The 20213-nt window shown below is 64.9% G+C and carries 12 protein-coding genes; 9 read left to right on the top strand and 3 right to left on the bottom strand.

Annotation, left to right across the window (positions count from 1 at the left end):
* Positions 1–620 precede the first annotated feature (620 nt).
* Together H7007_RS10610 and H7007_RS10605 are read left to right on the top strand one after the other, a co-directional pair.
* Positions 621–2117, top strand: coding sequence for a phytoene desaturase family protein (locus H7007_RS10610; RefSeq protein WP_287155239.1), 1497 nt, complete (start codon positions 621–623; stop codon positions 2115–2117).
* Positions 2118–2624: 507 nt separating this feature from the next.
* Positions 2625–2822, top strand: coding sequence for a hypothetical protein (locus H7007_RS10605; RefSeq protein WP_287155238.1), 198 nt, complete (start codon positions 2625–2627; stop codon positions 2820–2822).
* A 176-nt stretch (positions 2823–2998) separates the two neighbouring features.
* Here the strand turns inward: H7007_RS10605 and H7007_RS13755 are convergent, their stop codons facing one another.
* Positions 2999–3451, bottom strand: coding sequence for an AMP-binding enzyme (locus H7007_RS13755; protein WP_287155237.1), 453 nt, complete (start codon positions 3449–3451; stop codon positions 2999–3001).
* A 199-nt stretch (positions 3452–3650) separates the two neighbouring features.
* Here H7007_RS13755 and H7007_RS10595 point away from each other — a divergent pair, with 199 nt between their 5' ends.
* Positions 3651–5273: a carboxylesterase/lipase family protein gene (locus H7007_RS10595; protein ID WP_287155236.1), complete on the top strand. Its 1623-nt coding sequence runs from the start codon at positions 3651–3653 to the stop codon at positions 5271–5273.
* 420 nt (positions 5274–5693) lie between these two features.
* Here H7007_RS10595 and H7007_RS10590 read toward each other — a convergent pair whose 3' ends face one another.
* A complete protein-coding gene (locus H7007_RS10590) occupies positions 5694–8630 on the bottom strand; it encodes a PAS domain S-box protein (protein ID WP_287155235.1) in 2937 nt (978 codons plus the stop codon).
* 1063 nt (positions 8631–9693) lie between these two features.
* Here H7007_RS10590 and H7007_RS10585 point away from each other — a divergent pair.
* From H7007_RS10585 to H7007_RS10565, 5 genes are all read left to right on the top strand, one after another.
* Complete coding sequence (locus H7007_RS10585; RefSeq protein WP_287155234.1) at positions 9694–11073, top strand: GAF domain-containing sensor histidine kinase; 1380 nt, start codon at positions 9694–9696, stop codon at positions 11071–11073.
* Between the two features lie 235 nt (positions 11074–11308).
* Complete coding sequence (locus tag H7007_RS10580; RefSeq protein ID WP_287155233.1) at positions 11309–11938, top strand: response regulator; 630 nt, start codon at positions 11309–11311, stop codon at positions 11936–11938.
* A gap of 404 nt (positions 11939–12342) precedes the next feature.
* The gene (locus H7007_RS10575; protein WP_287155232.1) at positions 12343–12822 is read left to right on the top strand and encodes a response regulator; all 480 of its coding nucleotides are present in this window, start codon (positions 12343–12345) and stop codon (positions 12820–12822) included.
* A gap of 118 nt (positions 12823–12940) precedes the next feature.
* Positions 12941–13744 carry a sigma-70 family RNA polymerase sigma factor gene (locus H7007_RS10570; RefSeq protein ID WP_287155231.1) on the top strand — a complete coding sequence of 268 codons (804 nt, stop codon included), beginning with the start codon at positions 12941–12943 and terminating at the stop codon, positions 13742–13744.
* Positions 13745–14430: 686 nt separating this feature from the next.
* Positions 14431–15864 (top strand): amidase, encoded by a 1434-nt coding sequence (locus H7007_RS10565; protein WP_287155230.1) that lies wholly within the window; start codon positions 14431–14433, stop codon positions 15862–15864.
* On the opposite strand, the gene H7007_RS10560 is transcribed toward H7007_RS10565, so the two are convergent.
* Positions 15851–18076 carry a methyl-accepting chemotaxis protein gene (locus tag H7007_RS10560; protein ID WP_287155228.1) on the bottom strand — a complete coding sequence of 742 codons (2226 nt, stop codon included), beginning with the start codon at positions 18074–18076 and terminating at the stop codon, positions 15851–15853. The genes H7007_RS10565 and H7007_RS10560 overlap by 14 nt on opposite strands.
* 485 nt (positions 18077–18561) lie before the next feature.
* On the opposite strand from H7007_RS10560, the gene H7007_RS10555 reads away from it, so the two are divergent.
* The coding region (locus H7007_RS10555; RefSeq protein ID WP_287155227.1) for a pyruvate formate lyase family protein at positions 18562–20213 on the top strand (1652 nt) is incomplete at its 3' end.

Genomic DNA, 20213 nt, shown 5'->3' with positions numbered 1-20213 from the left:
GCGGGGAAGCAGGAGCAAGAGGACGACGAACGTTCAATTCCGTGCGGGAGGTGGCCTTGGCCCGTTTGTGCAGACTTAAAACTTCGATCCACAGGCGGGAGGATTCGGTAGCCGGGAACCCGCCGCCTTGAGATAGATCCTGCAGGCCGTAAGGTGAGCATTGATTCGGCGGGCCGAGAGGTGCGATTGACCGGCGGAAGGGTTATTAAAATAGATGGGCCGCTGGACCCGGTAAGGAGGCGGCGGACGTCCGGAGGGGCCGGTTGCGGGTCAGGGCGGGACGGCCCGACTTTGGGTGACCGGCGGATTATGGAAGTTTATGGAAGTTTATGGAAGTTTATGGAAGCCATGGGAGTTGCCCGTAGCGATGGAGGACGGCTCTCGAAGTGCTGGTATGTGCGGGTATGAGAAGACGGCCTGGACCGGGAGCGCTTTACCGGGACCCGTGACGGCACCCTGTCCGTATGGGTGACGGATGGGTCTCCGAACGAACCCTCGCAGCGGGACTTCGGGGCCTCGCCGGGCGAGGGGCAGAAGAGTGAACGGCGCGCAAAGCGTGTGATACGCGGACATGTCCGTGCGGGCGGACGAGGACGACCCCGTGAGAGGAGGGGATGGAGGTGGCCGATTACGACGTGGTGGTCATAGGCGCGGGATGCGGCGGGGTCTCCGCCGGGGCCCTCCTGGCCGCGCAGGGGCGCAAGGTCCTGGTCCTGGAGCAGAGCGACTTGGTGGGCGGGTGCTGCTCCACATTCGAGAGGGAGGGCTTCCGGTTCGACCTGGGTGCCTCCATCGTGGAGGTCATCTCCTCCATCGAGGAGGCCTTCCGGCGGCTGGGCACCACCTTCCAGGATGAGGTGGAGCTCATACCCTGTGACCCGGTATATTCCTGCGTCCTCCGGGACGGGACCCGTGTGGACGTCCCCCTTTCGCTGGAGGGCACGGCGGAAGCCCTCTCCCGCCTCTCGGAAACGGATGGTAAGAATTACCATGAGTTCGCCGGGCGCATGGGCGGCTTCCTGGCCGAGACCCGCAAGGGGTTCTTCACCAGCCCCATGAACGGCTTCGGGGACCTGCTGCGCGTCTTCGCGCGCACTCCCGGGCTCCTCAGATACCGGGAGCTCTTCACGGGCTCTTACCAGAGCGTGCTCGGCCGCTACTTCAAGGACTCGCGGGTCCTGGAGACCATGTCCTTCCAGAGCTGGTACGTGGGCCTCCCCCCGGAGCTGGCCCCCGGGGTCTTCTCCATCCTGGGCTACAGCGAGCACGAGGGGGTCTGGTACCCGCGGGGAGGCATGGTCTCCATACCCGAGGCCCTGGCGCGGTGCGGAAGGGAGCGGGGGATGGAGCTCCAGCTGGGAGCGGCGGTGAGGAGGGTGCTGGTGAGCGGGGGACGCGTGCGCGGGGTGGTGCTGGAGGACGGGACGGAGGTGACCTGCCACGCGGTGGTCTCGGACATCAACGCCAGGACCCTGTACCTAGAGCTGGTGGGCGAGGAGCACCTTCCCCCGCTGGTGCGTTACGGCATCAGCAGCTACCAGCCCTCCATCTCCGCGGTCATGCTCTGCCTGGGAGTGGACTACGAGCCGCCGCTTTCCGCCCACCACACAATCATCACCGCTCCCTTCGAGGAGATGAACGATTACTGGTGGAACCGCTGTCTCAAGGGGCTGCCGCCGCGGGAGCAGTTCGGCCTGCTGTGCTGGCCCACCATGTCCGACCCCTCGTTGGCCCCGGAGGGCCACCACGTCCTGAACGTCATCCTCATGGGCCCCTACCGCCTGGAGGGGACGGACTGGGACCGCGAGAAGCGGGGCTTCCTCGAGGAGGCCGTGTCCTGGCTCTCGCGGAAGGCGGTCCCCGGGCTGGAGGAACACGTGGAGGTGGCGGAGATCCTCACACCACTGGACTACGAGAGGCGGTTGCGCAATCCCGGAGGGGCCATCTACGGGTTGCAGCAGGACCTCTCGGCGCAGATCGTCTTCCGCCCCCGCTCCCGGTCGCGGGCTGTGAGGGGGCTCTATCTGGCGGGGGCCTCCACCCATCCCGGGGGTGGGGTCCCTACCACCATCGGCTCGGGCATCATCGCCGCCGACCTGGTGGACAGGTACGAGTGACCCACTTCCGTTTGGGGCATGGACGGTCCAGCACGGGGATTCCATTGGGCGATGAGGGGGGAGCGGAGGGGCATGGACGGACCTGGAGGAGGGGTCTTGTCCGGCGGTGAACACGAAAAGACAGGGCGCGGCCCCGGCTTACCCAGAGAGGGTGTTCGGGCCGTTACCGGCACGGAGGATCGAAATCGGTGCCGGGGACGACAGGCAGCCGCGCCGATGGTGAGGCGCCACCGGGTCAGCGGAGGAACGGAAGCCGCAGTCGCTGCCGGGCGGGCCGGCTTACGGTACTCGCGGAGCGTGGATATCGGAGGACGGAAAAGGGGTCTCGCCTTCGGGTGAGGGACCCGGCCCGGTGGATGTGCGCCAAAGGCGTGAGTCGCGGATCGACTCCGCCGATCGGAGCCACGACGTTTTAAGCGCACGGGGGCAAGCTGGGGCGCGCCGGCGCCGCTGGGTATCCGGGAAAGGAAAAACCGTCGCAACGGACGATCGGTAAGGAGGTGAGAAGTGTTGGCCCGCATTCCCATCATAGTGGAGGAAGAAAATGCCAGGGGTAAGCTCCGCGGCTTGCTCAAGAGGCTCTTGCCCCTGGGAGTCGCCGTGGCGATCGCCCTGCAGTTCGCCCGCATGGACGAATCGCGGAAGAGGTTCGTGCTCCACCTGTTGAAGCAGGTCCCCTATCTCCCCGGCCGCTACTTCGCCTGATGGTTTTCAACCGGTGTGTGCGACGGGAGAACGGCGACGTCAAGACCTGCATGCCGAGGCTTCGGCCCCTGGCGGGAGGCCCCGGTCCTTGGGAGATGGCCATGAAAACGCGGAGTATGCGGGCCTATCTCCGACAAGTTCCGCCTCGGGTTAGGTAGTCTTCCGCGGGGGCCTGATCAACACTGGCCTGGAGATTTCTTCAGCTCCCTCTCGCGCAGCTCGCGGCGGAGTATCTTGCCCACGGTACTCTTGGGCAGTTCCTCCACAAACTCGATGGCCTTGGGACCGTTGTGAGGGGCCAGGTTCTCCCGGCAATAGGCGATGACCTCCTCCTCGGTCAGGGACTCCCCGGGCTTGACCACCACGAAGGCCTTTACCTTCTCCCCCCGGTAGGGGTCGGGTGCGCCCACGGCGCAGGCCTCCAGTATCTTGGGGTGCTCGAAGAGCACGTTGTCTATCTCCACCGGGTAGATGTTGTACTCGCCGGCGATGATCATGTCCTTCTTGCGGTCCACCACGGAGAGGTAGCCTTCGTCGTCGAAATAACCGATGTCCCCCGTGTACACCCAGCCGTCGCGCAGCGCCTCCGCGGTCTCCAGCGGCTTCTTGTAATATATCCCGCACGACACGGTGTAAACATATACGTTCAGGGGTAAATAGTATGCTGGAAGTCCCGTGGGCTCCTTGGGGGAACAGCGCAGCGCTCCTTGTGTGGGATCGTCCCCGCTTTCCCCTAGGTGAGAGACCGTCCCCTCCGGGAGGGGCGCGGGGGCTTTACGGTTGGTCGGCGAAGAGGCGAGCGTGAGACCCGGTAGAGGGGGTGGAGTGATGAAGAAAGTGAAGCTCGGCGCGGTACTGGTTATCCTCGTGCTGCTGTCGATGGCCGTCCTCTCCTCCTGCGGGGGGAAGGCGGAGAGAGCGGTGGAGGAAGAATACGCCCCCATGGAGGTGGTCCAGCTGGACAGCGGGCCCGTGCGGGGCGTGGTGGGGAATGACGGTATCGCCGTGTTTAAAGGCATACCTTACGCGGCTCCGCCGGTGGGGGACCTCCGGTGGAAGGAGCCGCAACCGGTGGAGCCATGGACGGAGATAAGGCCTTGCCTCCAGGAAGGACCCGTCTGCACCCAGGTACCCTGGCCCTACGAGTTCGCCAAGGAGTTCTACAACTTCCCCAACCAGAGCGAGGACTGCCTGTACCTCAACGTCTGGACCCCGGCAAAAGAGGCGGGCGAGAAACTCCCGGTGATGGTCTGGATCCACGGCGGTGCCTTCGTCCTGGGCGCAGGCTCCCAGAGCCTGTACGACGGCCGGAAGCTGGCGGGGAAGGGCGTGGTGGTTGTGACCTTCAACTACCGCCTGGGGCCGTTGGGATTCATGGCCCATCCCCTGCTCTCCGCCGAATCACCCCACGGGGTGTCCGGGAACTACGGGCTGCTGGACATGATAGAGGCCCTGAAGTGGGTGCAGAGGAACATCGAGGGCTTCGGCGGGGATCCCGGCAACGTGACCGTCTTCGGACAGTCCGCGGGCGGTGCCAGCGTGTGTTGTCTTCTGGCCAGCCCCCTGGCAAAGGGACTCTTCCACCGGGCCATCGTGGAGAGCGGCGGCTTCTTCTCCATGGGATTCCTCACCACCAAGAGCGGGGATACCCTGCAGGACGCGGAGAGGTTCGGCCAGAGGATCTCCGCTGAACTCGGTTGCGACAAGGCAGGGGACGAGCTTGCGGCGCTGCGGGAGAAAAGCGCCCAGGACCTGCTTACTGCTTTCCAGAAAGTGGAAGCGGAGACGCCCGGTGCCCTATCCACGGGACCGATGGTCGACGGGTACGTCCTGCCGGACAAGCCGCAGAACGTCTTCGCCCAGGGAAAGCAGCACAAAGTGCCCCTGCTCATCGGCACGGTGGCGGACGAGGGGACCCTTTTCGTGGGGAAGCAGGAGATGACCCCCGCCCAGTATGACGAGATGCTCAAGGGCATCTTCGGGGCTCATGCCGGGGAGGTGGCCGCACTCTACCCGGCGGGAGCGAGCGCCAGGGACGCTTACGTGAAGATGTTCACCGGCCTCGGGTTCGCGGGCCCCTCCCGGCATGCCGCGGAGTGCATGGCCCGGGACGGCATGCCCGTCTACGTGTACCGGTTCAGCTATGTCTCCACCACCGATCCGGTCCGGGCGGCTATGGGGGCCTATCACGGTTCGGAGATAGCCTTCGTCTTCGGTAGCTCGCTGCTGGACTTCGCGGGGAGCGAGGTCAAGGCGCTCTGCGCATCGGTCATGAACTACTGGACCCGGTTCGCGGCGACGGGGGACCCCAACGGGGGGAGCGAGCCCGCCTGGCCGCCTTTCAAGGCAGGAAGCGACGTCTATCAGGACCTGAACCTGAACATCACCACCCGGCAGGGCTATTACCCTCAGGATTACCAGCTGGTCCTCAGGATAAGCGGGCTCAAGTGATCCCCTGCTGCCGTCGGCGGCTCCGGACACTTCAGGAGGCCGAAAAGGCCGGAGAGGTTTCATGCCGATGTTGACCCGGGGGACGGCCGCGGACGCAGTGCCTTTCATTTCCGGAGTGGGGCATGTCCGCGGCGTTTATGTCCCTGGGTAGCACATGACCGTGGGTTTGCGTCCGGGATAGCACATACCCGTGGCCTTCGCTTGCTGGAGGAAAAGTCTTCCTGATGTCTCCGGGATGTCTCGGATATGAGCCCGGGGCTCAGTTGTCAGGTGGGGACGAGGTGATCTCCGGGGCGATGGTTTGGGCTGGACCGCTTAGTGTGACGAAGAGTTTTGCGCGCAGCCGGGGAGGACGTTCAACAGCGGAGCAAAGACGGCCTCCGGGACCGCATGTCGTGACGGAGGGTTTTCGTGCACCGCCTATCGCATAGCCGCCTTTATCGTGAAGCGGAAGGCGGAGCCGCCCCCCTCCCGGGGCTCGTGCCATAGCCTCCCCCCGTGCGCTTCCACTATGCGGCGGGCTATGTAAAGGCCCAGCCCTAGGCCGTGCGATGGCCGGCGTCCCGGTCCGTCGGCTTGGTAGAAGCGCTCGAAGACCTTCTCCCTTTCCCCTTCCGCTATTCCCGGACCACGGTCCAGGACGGAGAGGACCACCCCTCCCTCATCGCCGTGGGATACCTCCACCTCCACCGGGGAGCCGGGCGGCGAGTACTTGACCGCGTTCTCCAGCAGTATCACCACCACCTGGCGCAGCTTCTCCTCATCCGCCCGTACGGCGGGCAGGCCGTCCGCGGCTCGCATGGAGAAGGTGTTCTCCGGCCACCGTGCCCGCGCTTCCTCCAGTATGGCGGCGGCCATGCCGACCACGTCCACTTCCCCGATTTCCAGAACGAACCTCCCCCTCTCCATGCGCGCGGTGTCCAGGAGCTGGTGGACCATCCTCTCCAGCTTGTCCACCCCGTCCTCTATGTCCCCGAGGATGGACCGCACCGCCTCCCGGTCCATCCGTTCCAGGTACTTCCTTAGGGTGGAGGTGTAACCCTTGATGATGGTCATGGGGTGGCGCAGCTCGTGGGAAGCGATGTTCATGAAGTCGCGGAGCTCCTCCTGATGGGCCAGCCGGGCCTCCTCCCCGGCCACCGCCCGGGCCACCATGCCCAGGAGATAGGCCGACTCCGGCTCGAAGTCCCCGGGACGGTCCCGGAAGCCGCCCAGGCACCCCATCACCCGTCCCTCCACCCGCACGGGATAGCCCAGGAAGGAACGCGGTTCCCACACCCCCGGAGGGATATCGAACCCGAGGGCCTCTCCCGGCGCCAGGTCCTCGAAACAGACCGGGGCATCTCGCTGTTCCCGCACCACCCGGTAGCAGACCGCGTCCTCCGGGTTCTCCACCTCGCGGAAGGCACCGGCGGCCCCCTTTTCGGCCGCCCCCACGCCCGCCTCGCCGCCCGTCCCGTCGTCACCCGTGAGGGAAGGATGGGTGGAGAGGTAAACCTGGTACCGGCCCTGGTCAAGCCGCCCATAGACCACGCAGGGCACTTCCAGTATCTCCCTCGCGGTGTCCACTAAAGAGACGATGTTCCGCAGGGGCTCGGTGCCCAGCCCCAGGAAGCAGCGGTTCAGGCGCTCCAGCCGCTCCTGCATCCGCTTGCGCTCGGTGATGTCCCGGGTGACGAAGATGGCTCCCTGTGGGTTCCCTTCCTCATCTATGAGTGGATTGCCCACCGACTCCACCCACACGTATCCCCCGTCTGCGCGGCGGGCCCGGAACTCCACCCGTCCGGGCCGGAGTTCTTTCTCCGAGGCGGAGTAGGCCTCTCTGACCCTCTGGAGGTCTTCCGGGTGCACCAGCTCGAACACGTGGGTGCCTAGGAGCTCCTCGGGGCGGTATCCCAGCACCCTCTGGTTGGAGGGGCTGAGGTAGATGAAGCGTCCCTCGGCATCGATCTGGCTGATGAGGTCCAGCATGTTGTCGGTGAGGCGGCGGAGGAAGAGCTCCCTTTCCTCCAGCTCCCTCTGCATGCGCATGCGTTCGGTGATGTCCTCCACGATGCCCACCCCGCCGATGACCCGGCCCTCCCGGTCCCGCAGGGGGGCGGTGCGCAGCGAGGCCCATATCCTTCCCGTCCCCGTGGTGGAGACGTAATAGCCGACGAAGCGCCCCTCCCGTCCCTTGACGGCCTCGGCGATGGCCGGCACTGGACCCTGGTCCCTCAACCCGTGCATGTCGAGGCCGATGAGCCGCTCCCGGGTGCTGCCCAGTATCTCGGCGAAGCGCTCGTTGCAGTCGGTGACGACCAGATTGCTGTCGTAGAAGAAGATACCGATGGGTGTGTGCTCGAAGACCAGGCGGTAGCGCTCCTCCGATTCCTGCAATCTCCGCGCCATCTCGTAGCTCTCGCGGTAGAAGCGGCCGCGGCGGCGTGCCCACACCGCGAAGAGGAGCAGGCAGAGGGCGAGCAGGGAGAAGGCACCCAGACTTACGCCCATCCAGGTGTTCACCGCGAGGCGGTGGTACACCTCGCTGAGGTCCTTCTTGGCCACCAGGTACCAACCGGTGTCAGGGACGGCGCGGATAACGGCCATCACCCTCTCTCCCCGATAGTCCCGGCCCTCGAAGGCGCCCTCCTCTCCCCTGGCGATGACGGCCTCCGGAAGACTTTCCTCGCCGAGGGGCCGGCGTAGGGTCAGGGCGGACCCGGCGAGAAAGCGCAGCTCGTTGAGGTAGAGGACCTCGTCCCCCTCCCTTCTCACCAGGAGGGTTTCCGCCGTGGGGCTGGACCCCGGCCAGGTTTGGATCAAGGGGTAGAAGTAACGATAGGGATCGATGCGGAACAACACCATCCCCGCCGCCCGGCGGTCGCTTTCCGCGAGGGGCGCCATGAGGTCAAAATGGATGTCTCCTCCCTCCCCGGTATGGAGGTCGGAGAAGAACTTCACACCCGCGGCCGCGGCCTTCCGCGCCTCTTCGCGGGCATAATCCCCCAGCGGTTCCGCTTCTCCAGCGGACAGCACCACGTTTCCCGCCGCGTCCAGGAGAAACACGGTCCGGTAATCGAAGTGGCGGAGGAAGTCCTCCATCAGGGAGGTCAAACCGGAGCGCAGATCCTCCCGGTAGGGATCGGAGAGGAAGTCGAGGATGGTGGCGGTGAGTAGCCGGTTATAGGAGATGGTCGCGATGTCCGCCAGGCGTTCCTCGTACCAGTGTCGTATCTGGCCGACCTTGAGCTCGGCGATGGCCGAGAGCTCCTCGGCGGTGCCCTCTTTGACCGTTGTCCGCTGCAGGCGGTAGGCTACCGTCGACGCCGTGACCAAGGCGGCCAGCAGGATGAGGAACAGGAGGCCCCATCCCAATCTGGCCCCTATCGTTTTACGGCGCCCTTCACGGTCTTTCTTTTCTCTTGCCTCCGGTCCCACGGATCGATTCCTGCCCCCATTTACGAGCATGCATGCCTTTCCAAAGATGCATACCTCTCATGACCGTCACGGTGCCTTTTCGCTTCCCTTTCTCATCTCCAAACCCGGGCCGTCACGACCTTTCTCCGTTCCCGGCGGCCGATACCGGCGATCGATTCGGTGCCAGGCTGGGGCACTGCCTTTGTCTTTCCCTCGAACATCTCGTGTTTGAGGCTACCATGCTGAATCATTGTTTCCCATGATCACGCGCAAATCACGCTCTAGCGGCACGCTTTTTTGGATCTCTCTCAGATCACGCCGTGTTCGTACCAGTACCCTCTCATCAAGACGCCGGGTTCACTTCTCCATTTCGGGTATGACGTGGCTTAACCGGGAGGCATAAGGAGTTCGTCCTTGCCAAGCGTGCCCTCCCCCGCTTCTAGTCATCAAAAACATGCCTGAACCTTTTTACTTTTAAGCTTCGTGGGTGTTGCGTATACGCCATGATCGGCGATCGGTCCGTGCACGATTTCCGAGTATCGGCTTCCTTCCCCCCTCCTCCGGGGCTTGAAGGACATCGTTTCCTCCAACCGGCTTACGGCGCACCTCTCGAAGGCTCCGGCCTTTTCCGCTTTAACCATGCGGATTCATAATCAATTATCTCAGATAACCGGAGAAGGATAAACTTTCCGGCTCTATCCCACATGGAATGGCGAGGTCTTCAAATGGCGGGGACGAGCGGCGACGCGCGGTGGATGCATCCCCGGGGGATTTCGTGAGGATAGTGCTATCATTCAGAAAAAGAGGGGTTTTTCGGGACCTGGCCTTCGAGCCGCAGGAAATGGCGCCGCTGGTGATGGGTCCGGGAATCGCTTGGGGCCGGGCGGCTGGCCCGGCGAGACCGGTCTCATGCCGATAACGGAAGGTTGGCGGGCCCCACAAGAGGTCGAGGCCGTGCCGGGGGAAGGCCCCCTTTATCCCGAACCGCCCCAGGAGCTACGAGCCATGGAGGTATAGAGGGTTGTCCGGTGGAGGATATGGCCCTTCGGGCCGCGCCAGCGGCGGGGACGGGGAAGAGGCGACTGGCCTGGTAGGCCATGTCTCCGCCCTCCAGAAGGCCCTGGGCTGGGAAAGGGAACAGAACCGGGCCTTGGCCGAGCTGGCACGCGTGCTCCTGGTTTCCAGCGACATGGAGGAGATTTCCTGGAAGGTCCTGGAATACGCCAGGAAGCTCACCTCCAGCCCCTTCGGCTTCGTGGGCTACATCGACATAGAGACCGGATATCTGGTGTGCCCCACCATGACCCGTGACGTCTGGGAGCAGTGCCGCATGCCGGAGAGGGATTACGTCTTCCGGGAGTTCAGAGGCCTTTGGGGGTGGGTGCTCCGGAACCGCCGGCCCATACTCACCAACTCCCCCTCCCGGGATCCCCGCTCCACCGGGGTGCCGGAGGGGCATATACCCATCGAGCGTTTTCTGTCCGTCCCCGCACTAATGGGGGGCGTGCTTGTGGGCCAGATCGCCCTGGCCAATTCCGAGCGCGATTACGTCTCCTCCGACCTGGAGGCGGTATCCCGCCTGGCGGACCTCTACGCTGTGGCCGTCATGCGCATGTGGTCGGAGAGGGAGCTGGACCGCTATCGCAACCAGCTTGAGGAGGTGGTACGAAAGCGGACCAGGGACCTGGAGTTGGCGGTCCGCAGGCTGGAAGAGGAGGTCGAGGAGCGCAAGAGGAGGGAGGAAGAACTCCGGGAGACCGCGGAGAGGCTGCGCTCCCTCTCCGCCCACCTCCAGTCGGTGAGGGAGGAGGAACGGCGGCGTATAGCCCGGGAGGTCCACGACACCCTGGGCCAGTCCCTGACCGGGTTGAAGATAGAGATCTCACTGCTTTCCCGGAAGCTGCCCCCCGACGCGGCCGGAAGACTGGCCGAGCTCACGGAGATGGTGGACGATACCATAAAGGCGGTGCGCGAGATCGCCACCGAGCTCCGCCCCAGCGTGCTGGATGACCTGGGGCTCCCTGCCGCCCTGGAATGGGAGGCCAAGAGGTTCGAGGAGATGAACGAAGTGGAGTGCACCCTCCACGTGGAGAACGGCGCGGACGTGCCGGACAAGGATACGGCGGTCGCCCTCTTCCGCATCGCCCAAGAGGCGCTGACCAATGTGTCACGGCATGCGGGGGCCCGTAAGGTGGAAGTGAGCCTGCGCCGGGCGGGGGGAGAGCTGGTGATGAGCATCGAGGACGACGGAAGGGGGGCGGAAGAGGAGGACCTGGAGTCCCCGCACGCTCTGGGCATACTGGGCATGCGGGAGAGGGCTTACGCACTCGGCGGCGTTCTTACCGTGAGGCGGCGGGAGGGAGGCGGGACGGTGGTCGAGGTAAGGGTTCCCTACGGGTGAGGTGGCAGTCCCCACGGTTTTCCGAGCCTCACCGGGCCGATCCCCGCATGATTATAGGGGAGGGCGCGAATCGGCCAGCCGGAGGGATGTGGTGGCCGAATCCCGGGTCGACGGAAGGATGGACGCGGGGAACGGCGTATGCCCCGCCGTAGAAACGTTGGCTCAGGGAAGGGAGCATGTCCGGGCCGGCAGGAGTGGGTGAGGACTTTCGCCGAGAGGCGCGAGGAGTGTGGCTATGAGGGTATTGGTGGTTGACGATCACCCGGTGGTACGAAAAGGCATCATCCATATCCTGGAAGAGGATCCCGGCGTGGAGACCTGCGTGGAGGCGGGATCGTCTGCGGAGCTCATGGAACGCTTGGCCGGGGAAAGGTGGGACGTGGTGGTCCTGGACATCAACCTCCCGGACCGTAACGGGCTGGATGTCCTGCGGGACCTGAAGGCCGCATACCCGCGCCTCCCCGTACTCGTGCTCTCCGTCTATCCCGAAGACCAGTACGCGGTCATGGCCCTAAGAGCCGGGGCCGCCGGTTACCTTCCCAAAGACGGGTTGGCCGAGGAGCTCTTGACGGCCCTGCACAAGGTGGCCTCCGGGGGCCGGTACATCACGCAGCACCTGGCGGAGAGGCTGGCCGAGAATCTGGTCTCCCCGGCGGAGGAACACCCGCACCAGCGGCTCTCGGAGCGCGAATTCCAGGTCCTGCTCGGTCTGGCCTCAGGGAAGCGCCTCAAGGACATCGCCCGGGACATGAGCCTCAGCGTGAAGACGGTGAGCACATACCGGGCGCGGGTGCTGGAGAAGATGGGGATGGCGAACAACGCGCAGCTCACCCAGTACGCCCTGCGCCACAACCTCCTGCCCTGAGCCCGGGACGTGCCCTTACGGGCCATCCCCGGCTCGCCGGAATACCTTCCGTCCTTTTCCCAACCGGCTGATCCGCGACTGCCCTCCTGTGGGCATCGGGACGGTCCCGCCAACACGCCTTGCCCGACGGTTTTCGGTCCTCAGCCCGCATGCCACAGGCAGGCGCCTTCCTCCTCCGCGGTTCGCCGCTGTGGCCTCTTCTGGGAGGCGAAACACTCTTCCCTGTCCGCTCTTCCGCTGGCTGTCCTCACGGGTTGAGGGAACCCATCCCGCTTGCGTGGGAGATTTCCTACACCGGGGAGGGGCGCTTTCCGATACCCCCGTAACTTCACGCTGCATAGGATGAGTACGAAAGGGCGGCGGGCGGCTTTCCGAGGTGGGGAAGCGACGTTGGAAGGAAAAAGGTGAGAAAAGAGGATGCCGCAGGGGATCGAGGGAGCGCAAAGACCAGGATACTGGTGGCCGACGACCACCGGGTCATCCGCGCCGGGTTGAGAAGGATCATGGAGGGCGAGGAAGACCTGGACCTGTGTGGAGAGGCGGAGGACGCCGCAGGTTTGCTCCGTCAGGTGCGTGGAGAGAAATGGGACCTTCTCATCCTGGACATAAGCCTTCCCGACCGCAGCGGGCTTGAGGTCCTGGAAGAGGTCAGGGAACTGCAACCCGAGATGAAGGTACTCGTCCTTTCCATGCACGAGGATCCCCTGTATGTCAAAAAGGCCTTTGCCCTCGGGGCTTTGGGCTACATAAGCAAGGACTGCACCCCGGAAGAGGTGGTGGAAGCGGTTCGGGAGGTGGCACGGGGGGAGCGCTACCTGGGTCGGTTCCTGGCCCGAAAAATCGGCCTGGAGCTCAAGGATCTCGGTCCGGGCAACGGTGCGTGAGGCCCAGGACGTGCTGCGCCCGTAGGGGACCGGGCTCCTTGGAAGACGAGGTATAGGAACGGATCGCGGCACGGGGTTTGGATAGCCGCGTTCGAGAGGGAAAGAGCGAGGAGGTCGCATGGATGAGAAGGTGAAGACGGCTGGGAGAGGCGCTTCCTCTTCACCGGAGGAGAGGAGGTCGCGGCACCGCAGGGAGACCGAGCTCCTGGAACGCATCCGGCGGGACGACGACCCCAGGGCCAAAGAGGAATTCCTGGAGAGGTATCGAGAGCTGCTGCATCGTTTCGCCCACAAGTACCATTCCGACCGCCTTCCCTACGAGGATGCCTTTCAGCTTGCCGCTCTGGGCATGTGGAAGGCCGTCCGACGCTTCGATCCCTCCCGGGGCATCTCCTTCATAACCTTCGCCTATCCCACCATAGAGGGAGAACTCAAGAAACATTACCGCGACCACCTGGAGCTGATACGCATGCCACGTCCCCTGCGCGAGCTCCGGCACCGCGTTGAAGCTGAGCGTCGAGCCCTGGAGCAGGCGGGCAGGCGCCCGGACGTGCCCCTACTGGCAGAGAGGCTGGGCGTGCCCGAAGAGGAGATAATCGAGGTGCTGGCAGCGGGCCAAACAGGGAACGTCTTCTCCCTGGATTATGTCTGCGGGGAGGAAGAGGCCGACACCCTCGGTTCCCTGGTGGGGGAGCACGACCCGGCCTTCGAGGAGGTGGAGAGAGGTCTGGTGCTCGAGGAGGGCCTCTCCAGGCTCCCGCACCGCCACCGCCAGGTGCTGGAGATGCGGCTGCGCGGGGGGATGACCCAGACCAGGATAGCCCGCAATCTTAGGATATCCCAGATGCACGTCTCGCGGCTCATCCGCGAGGCGGTGGAGATGCTGGCCACGATGTGCCGCTCGGAGACCGACATCGCCTGAGCCGAGAAGGCCGAAGGGAATCGTTCCCTTTTGCGTGACCTCTATTCGACCGTCCGGTTGCACATTTTTAGCGAAGCGACTATGCCTCGACAGGGGAGGCGGCATCACCGGTGGCAGGCCCAGGGCCCGAGGGTCACCTGGAGCCTCGGGTTTTCGGAGGACGAGGAGCCCAGGAAGGCGCAGAGCCCGCGATGACAGTCGACCCCCCGGTAATTTTCGCCATCGTCGTGCGGTGAATGAGCCGTGTTATCGTCGCCCAGGATCCCTGCCGGCGGGGAAGGCGCTTGCCTTATAATCCCCCCATATTCCCGGGAGGGTTTTCCTTGTGGATGACCCTCAGGATACCCCTTCACCTTTTCCGGACATGGACCGGGCGCAGGCGAACGATTGCGGGGGGTGATTGTGGAATACAGGGCAGATTTGGAAGACGATGCCCTATTCGCCATGTGACGTGGCTTGCCCGTGGATTTCCAATGCCGGAACCCAGCGGTATTCGGAAGACCTGTTTCCGGATTTCCGGACGGTGTGTTCCTGTTCCGATTGAGTTGCGCCCGCATGGGGTAAATAATAGGTGAAGTCCGGCTAGGGTTGCTTGAAGCGGGTCCACCGAGGCGGTTTAGGGAACCCATCCCCGACCGGCGGGTCCCGACGGCGAGGATAAGAAGCGCGGGAAGGAAGTAACGGCCATGTCCCTGGTGGAGGAGACGGCATATCTGGACGCCACCGCCCAGGCGGAGATGGTGCGCAGGGGGGAGGTCAAGCCGGCGGAGCTGGTGGAAGCGGCCATCCGGCGGGTGGAGAAAGTGAACCCGCAACTGAACGCGGTGGTCACCCCCCTGTTCGAGCGTGCCCTCGAGGAAGCGAAGGGGGAGCTTCCACAGGGGCCTTTCACCGGGGTGCCTTTCCTCCTCAAGGACCTCTTGGCCTCCTACCGGGGGGCGCGCATGACCTTCGGATCGGACTTTTTCCGGGACTACGTCCCCGATTTCGACAGCGAGCTGGTGGTCAGGCTGAAGAGGGCTGGTCTGGTGATAATCGGTAAGACGAACACGCCCGAGTTCGGCATCCTTCCCACCACCGAACCCCGCCTCTTCGGCCCAGCGCGCAATCCCTGGGACACGGGGAGGAGCACCGGGGGCTCGAGCGGGGGGTCGGCGGCGGCGGTGGCCTCGGGGATGGTGCCCGCGGCCCACGCCAACGACGGGGGTGGCTCCATCCGCATCCCCGCCTCCTGCTGCGGCCTCTTCGGCCTGAAGCCCACCCGGGCGCGCAACCCCCTGGGCCCGGCGATGGGGGATATCATCAGCGGCCTGGTGGTGGAACACGCCGTCACCCGCTCCGTGCGGGACAGCGCCGCCCTCCTGGACGCCACGTCCGGTCCGGACATAGGGGATCCCTACTGGGCCCCGCCTCCCTCCCGGCCTTTTCTCCAGGAGGTGGGTGCCGACCCGGGAAGGTTGCGCATCGCTTACACCACAGGGGAGGGGGAGACCGAGGTGCACGCGGACTGCGTGAAGGCCGTGGAGGATGCCGCTCGCCTCTGCGCGGAGCTGGGGCACGAGGTGGAAGAGAAGCCGCTCGGCCTGGACGTAGCGGCCATAACCCCCCACTTCATGACCCTGTGGGGAGCGGCCCAGGCCTGGATGGCCGACGGCATGGCCGGGGCGGTGGGAAAGACTCCCGCGCCGGAGATGTTCGAGCCCCTTACCTGGGCGCTCATCGAGATGGGGCGCGGGTTCAGCGCCGCGCAGTATCTCATCGCCCTCACCGCCCTGCAGGGAGTGGCCCGGGACTTCGCCCGCCGTTTCCGGGAGTATGATCTCATACTCACTCCCACGGTGGCCGAGCCGCCGCCGCCTCTGGGAACCTTCGACTCCCCGCCCGACAACCCTCTGTACGGCATCGTGCGGGCGGCGGCCTTCGTCCCCTTCACCCCCATCTGCAACATAACCGGACAGCCGGCCATGAACGTGCCCCTGTACTGGAACGAGGAAGGCCTTCCGGTGGGGGTGCATTTCATGGCCCGCTTCGGGGACGAGGCTACCCTCTTCCGCCTGGCCGCCCAGCTGGAGGAGGCAAGGCCCTGGGCCGGCAGACGCCCTCCGGTCAGCGCGGGCTGACCTTGAACCTGGAGACCATGTCCTGGAGGCGGTGGGCTATCTCCGCCAGCTTCTCCGCCGTGCCGGTGAGTTCCGCGGTCACCTGGGTCTGCTGCTCGGAGGAGCTCCCTATCTCCTCGTAGGCCTGTGCCGTGCTCTCCACCTGCCGTTGCATGGCCTCCAGCGAGGCGGCCAGCCTCTCGCTCTGCTTGAGCTCCTCAGCGGAGGCCCGGGCAATGGACTCGGCCATGCGGGCCATCTGCCCAACCACATCGGAGATGGAGGCCAGGGAGCTGTCGGTGCGGGCTACGGTCTCCATTCCCACGTACATGCCCATAGTCCCCTTTTCCATGAGGCTGATGGTCCTCTCCACGTCCTTCTGGATGGCCCTAACCTGGTCGCTTATGCGGTGGGCGGAGGCCGCTGCCTCCTGGGCCAGTTTCTTCACCTCGTCGGCCACCACGGCGAAGCCCCGACCGTGCTCCGGTACCCGCGCGGCCTCGATGGCTGCATTGAGGGCCAGGAGGTTGGTCTGGTCCGCTATGCGGGCGATGACCTCCACGATGGTGTCTATCCTCTTGGAGCTCTCCCCCAGGGAGAGTACGGCCTCCATGGAGGTGTCCAGCAGTTCCTTGAAGTCGGCGATCTTCTGCACCGCCTCCCTGGCACATTCCCGGCCCTCCTGCACCAGCTTCTCCGCGTCGCGGCCGATCTCCAGGGTGCGGCTGGCCTGAGAATGGGACATGGAAATGGTCTCCGCCACCCCGAGCATGATCTCCTCCACCTCGCGGATCCGTTGCACCTCGTCCTCTATCTGCCCGGAGAGGTCCTGCACCAAGGCGTTCAGCTCCTCGATGGCGGCCATGAACTCCTGGGAAACGGCCACGATGCTCTCCGCCCCCTCGCTCACCTCGCCGGAGGTCTCCCGCAGCCCCAGGCTGATGGAGCGCAGCGACTCGAGCATCTCCGCGTAGGAAGTGGAAAGCTCTCCCAGGTCGTCCAGGGAGTCCACGGGCACCTCGACGTCCAGGTCCCCGGAGGCCACCACCCTGCAGCAACCCACCAGCCTGCGCATGGGGTCGGAGATGTTGCGGGAGATGACCAGGGTCAGGAAGGCGGCAACCCCGGCGCTCACCAGGAGCAGCAGGAGCATGGTGGGGGTGAGCCTCCACAGGGTGTGGAAGGAGGGGTCGACGCCTTCGGCGCGGACGACCATCCAGCCCGGAAGGCTCTCCATGGGGGAGAAGGTCACCAGGTATTCTCGGTGTTTCAGGGTCACCGGAACGGAAATCGGCCCCGGGATTTCCGTCGGCCGGAGGGATACCAGTTCTTTCCAGACGCCGTCCTCGATGTCCCCGGAATGATACTCGCTGTTGACCTCGCCCGCTGCGTCAAGGACCGCCAGGTGCATGTCACCGACCGGAGCCGCCTCCCGCATCGCCTCCTCGAGGTCCGCGGCATCCCCGTATTTGATGGCCTCGGAGAGTCTGGTGGCCAGCAGGCCCAGGTTCTCCCTGCAGCGCTCCGACATCTCCTCCCTCAGCAGGTCGCTGCCCAGGTATGCGGAGGCTATCCAGGCGATGCCCAGGGTCAGCAGCATCACCACCAGGGAGAGAGCCATGAGCCTCCTGCCCGTGCCCGGGACGGTGTAATACCCGAATCCGTGGCAGGCCTCTAGCAATTTACCCATCACCGGCCGCATCTCGCGGTGGGAGAGGAACACGGTGACCAGAAAGTCCACCAGGCCGAGGAGGAAGCCCAGGAAGATGTAGGACACCGTGAGGTAAGGGGTGAAGTCGGCGTAGCGTCCGAAGAGGGCCACGCTGAGGGCCAGGCTGAGGAAGATGCCCGCAGCCACGATGAGGCCGTGACGGAAACCGGAGCCGTAGAGGATCTTTTGTAGCTGGACAGCGAGGAGGCGATCCTCCACCTCGGCGGGGTCCCTGGGTCTGTCGTACCAGGCCCGGAGCCTGCGGAGTATGGAACGCTGCATCCCCAAGTAGGTGAGGGCCAGGAGGACGGCCATGGGGAGGACCACTGAGGCCACCGCCAGGAGGTAGACCAGGTACTGGCGCGCGGTAAAGCGGAAGATGGTCAGGGAGAAGAGGGCCAGCACCACGAGGGGGATGGTCACAGCGGATAGAGAGGCCTTGGCCAGCAGGCGCCGGGAGGCGGAGTCGAACTTCGCCTCCAGTTCCTCTCTTTGCGTGCGGCGTGCGTCTTCGTCCCTCAAGATCACTTCCCGCTCGTCTTAAGGTCTGGCGGCCCCACCCGCGGTGCGGACCCCACCCGACATCTCTGCGGCTCACTCCGCTTTCCTCTGCATTAATCGACATGGCCGGGCGCCGCCTTGATGGAGGCGGAGGTGGCATAATAAAGGCGGCTACGCATGATGGAGTCGGTCGAGTGGGCGGGAGCACGCCCACAGGGGTGATGCTCATGCAGCATATCCCGTGGAGTTTGGGATTCACTGCGTCGGGCTCGATCTTGGGAAGGAAGGCGGCGAGCGACCTTTCGGGTGTTGCAACGGCACGGTTCAGGAGACGGATGGGAGGGGAAAAGCAGGTTCTTTCGGCGAACGAGGACATCGGTCCTCCCGGGCGAAGGAGGGAGGCCGGTCAGGAGTTGAGTGTGCACATGGCTCATGGTTCAAGCGGGCTCGCGGAGGGTGGCGCTGGGCATGGGCCTAAAGGGGAGGGGAGAATAAGGGAGGCAGGCATGAGGGAATTACAAGCGAAAGTAGGTGAGAGCGAGCGCTTCCGCATGATAAGGGAGGAAATACTATCCCAGCCCGTGCACCTGTGCCCGGAGAGGGCCCTCCTGGTCACCGAGTATTTCCGGAAGCATGACGACCCGGAGGAGCCCATGCCGGTCCGCCGGGCCAAAGCCCTGCGCTACATCCTGGCCAACAAGTCGGTTCGCATCTACCCTCACGAACTCATCGTGGGCAACGTCGGTTCCCACCGTGTTTCCGCCATCATGCAGCCTGAGCTGGCCGGGGTCTTCATGAGCGAGGACCTCCTTTGGATCGACCGCCGCAAGACCACCCCCCTGCGCATCTCGTGGCCGGACCGCTTCCGCCTGCTCACACGGGTCATCCCATACTGGTTGACGAGGAACATGAACTGGCGGGCCTTCCGTGACAGGCGGCACTTCCTCCGCTACGTGAGGGAGCAGCTCCGCCCCACCTATTACCTCATCAACGAGGCCGGCGGGATCGGCCATTTCCTCCCCGACTATGAGAAGATGCTGCGGCTGGGCGTGGAAGGTTTCCTGGAGCTCATGGAGGGAAAGGAGGGAGAGCTCTACGAGGCGGCACGCATCGCCGCCGATGGCTTGGTAATATATGCCAACCGTCTGGCGGACGTGGCGGAGCGGCTGGCCCGCCTGGAAGGGGATCCCGGACGCCGCGAGGAGCTGGAGGAGATCTCCCGCATATGCCGCAAGGTCCCCCGGCGGCCCGCGGAGACCTTCCACGAGGCCCTGCAGTCCCTTTGGCTCACCCACCTGGCGGTTAACCTGGAGGGGTTGAACTCGGCCATATCCTTCGGGCGCGTGGACCAATACCTGTATCCCTATTACCGCCGGGACCTGGAGGAGGGACGCCTGGACCCGCAGCAGGCCAAGGATCTGCTCCTCTCGTTCACCGCCAAGGCTACGGAGCACGTCTTCCTGCTCTCGGAGAGGATAAGCCGCTACCACGGCGGCTACCTGGTGGTGCAGGCGGCCATAGTGGGAGGGACGGACCGGGAGGGTAAGGACGCGGTCAACGATCTCACCTATCTCTTCCTCGAGGTCATGGAGGAGGCCGGTTTGCGGGATCCAAACTACCAGGCCCGGGTGCACGCCGCATCTCCGGAGGAATACCTCCGGCGGTTAGCGGAGGTGGCCCGGCGGGGGAAGGGCGTCCCCGCCATCTTCAACGACGAGGCGGTGGTGGCCGCCCTGGTCCACCACGGGTACCCCCTCGAGGAGGCCCGCGATTACGCCGTCGTGGGATGCGTGGAGCCGGCCATTCCCGGAAGGAGTTTTCTGTCCACCGATGCCGCCCTCTTCAACCTCCCCCTCTGTCTGGAGCTGGCGCTGAACCGGGGCAGGCGCTTCGGAAGACGCCGCAGGGTGGGTGCTCTCACCCCCGACCCCGCCGGTTTCAGAAGCATGGACGATGTCCTGGAAGCCTTCTCACGGCAGGTGGATTTCATGGTGGACCGCATGGTGGGCGATTTCCGGGTGGTGGAGGGCGGGAACCGAGATTTCCACCCCACCCCGCTCTCCTCCATGCTCGTGGAGGGCTGCCTGGAGTCCGGGAGGGACCTCACCGAGGGAGGTGCCAGGTATAACGGGAGCGGCATACAGGGCGTGGGGGTGGC

Origin of the sequence: Candidatus Solincola tengchongensis (assembly GCF_015711935.1) — a bacterium.
Lineage (GTDB): Bacteria > Actinomycetota > Geothermincolia > Geothermincolales > RBG-13-55-18 > Solincola_A > Solincola_A tengchongensis.
Note: the sequence above shows the minus strand (reverse complement) of the source record. Positions and strands in the feature narration are given on the sequence as shown.

Bases quoted from the DNA above. Each gene is read 5' to 3' on its own strand.
- H7007_RS10580 (WP_287155233.1), top strand. From the start codon at position 11,309: ATGAGGGTATTGGTGGTTGACGATCACCCGGTGGTACGAAAAGGCATC.
- H7007_RS10565 (WP_287155230.1), top strand. From the start codon at position 14,431: ATGTCCCTGGTGGAGGAGACGGCATATCTGGACGCCACCGCCCAGGCG.
- H7007_RS10595 (WP_287155236.1), top strand. From the start codon at position 3,651: ATGAAGAAAGTGAAGCTCGGCGCGGTACTGGTTATCCTCGTGCTGCTG.
- H7007_RS10570 (WP_287155231.1), top strand. From the start codon at position 12,941: ATGGATGAGAAGGTGAAGACGGCTGGGAGAGGCGCTTCCTCTTCACCG.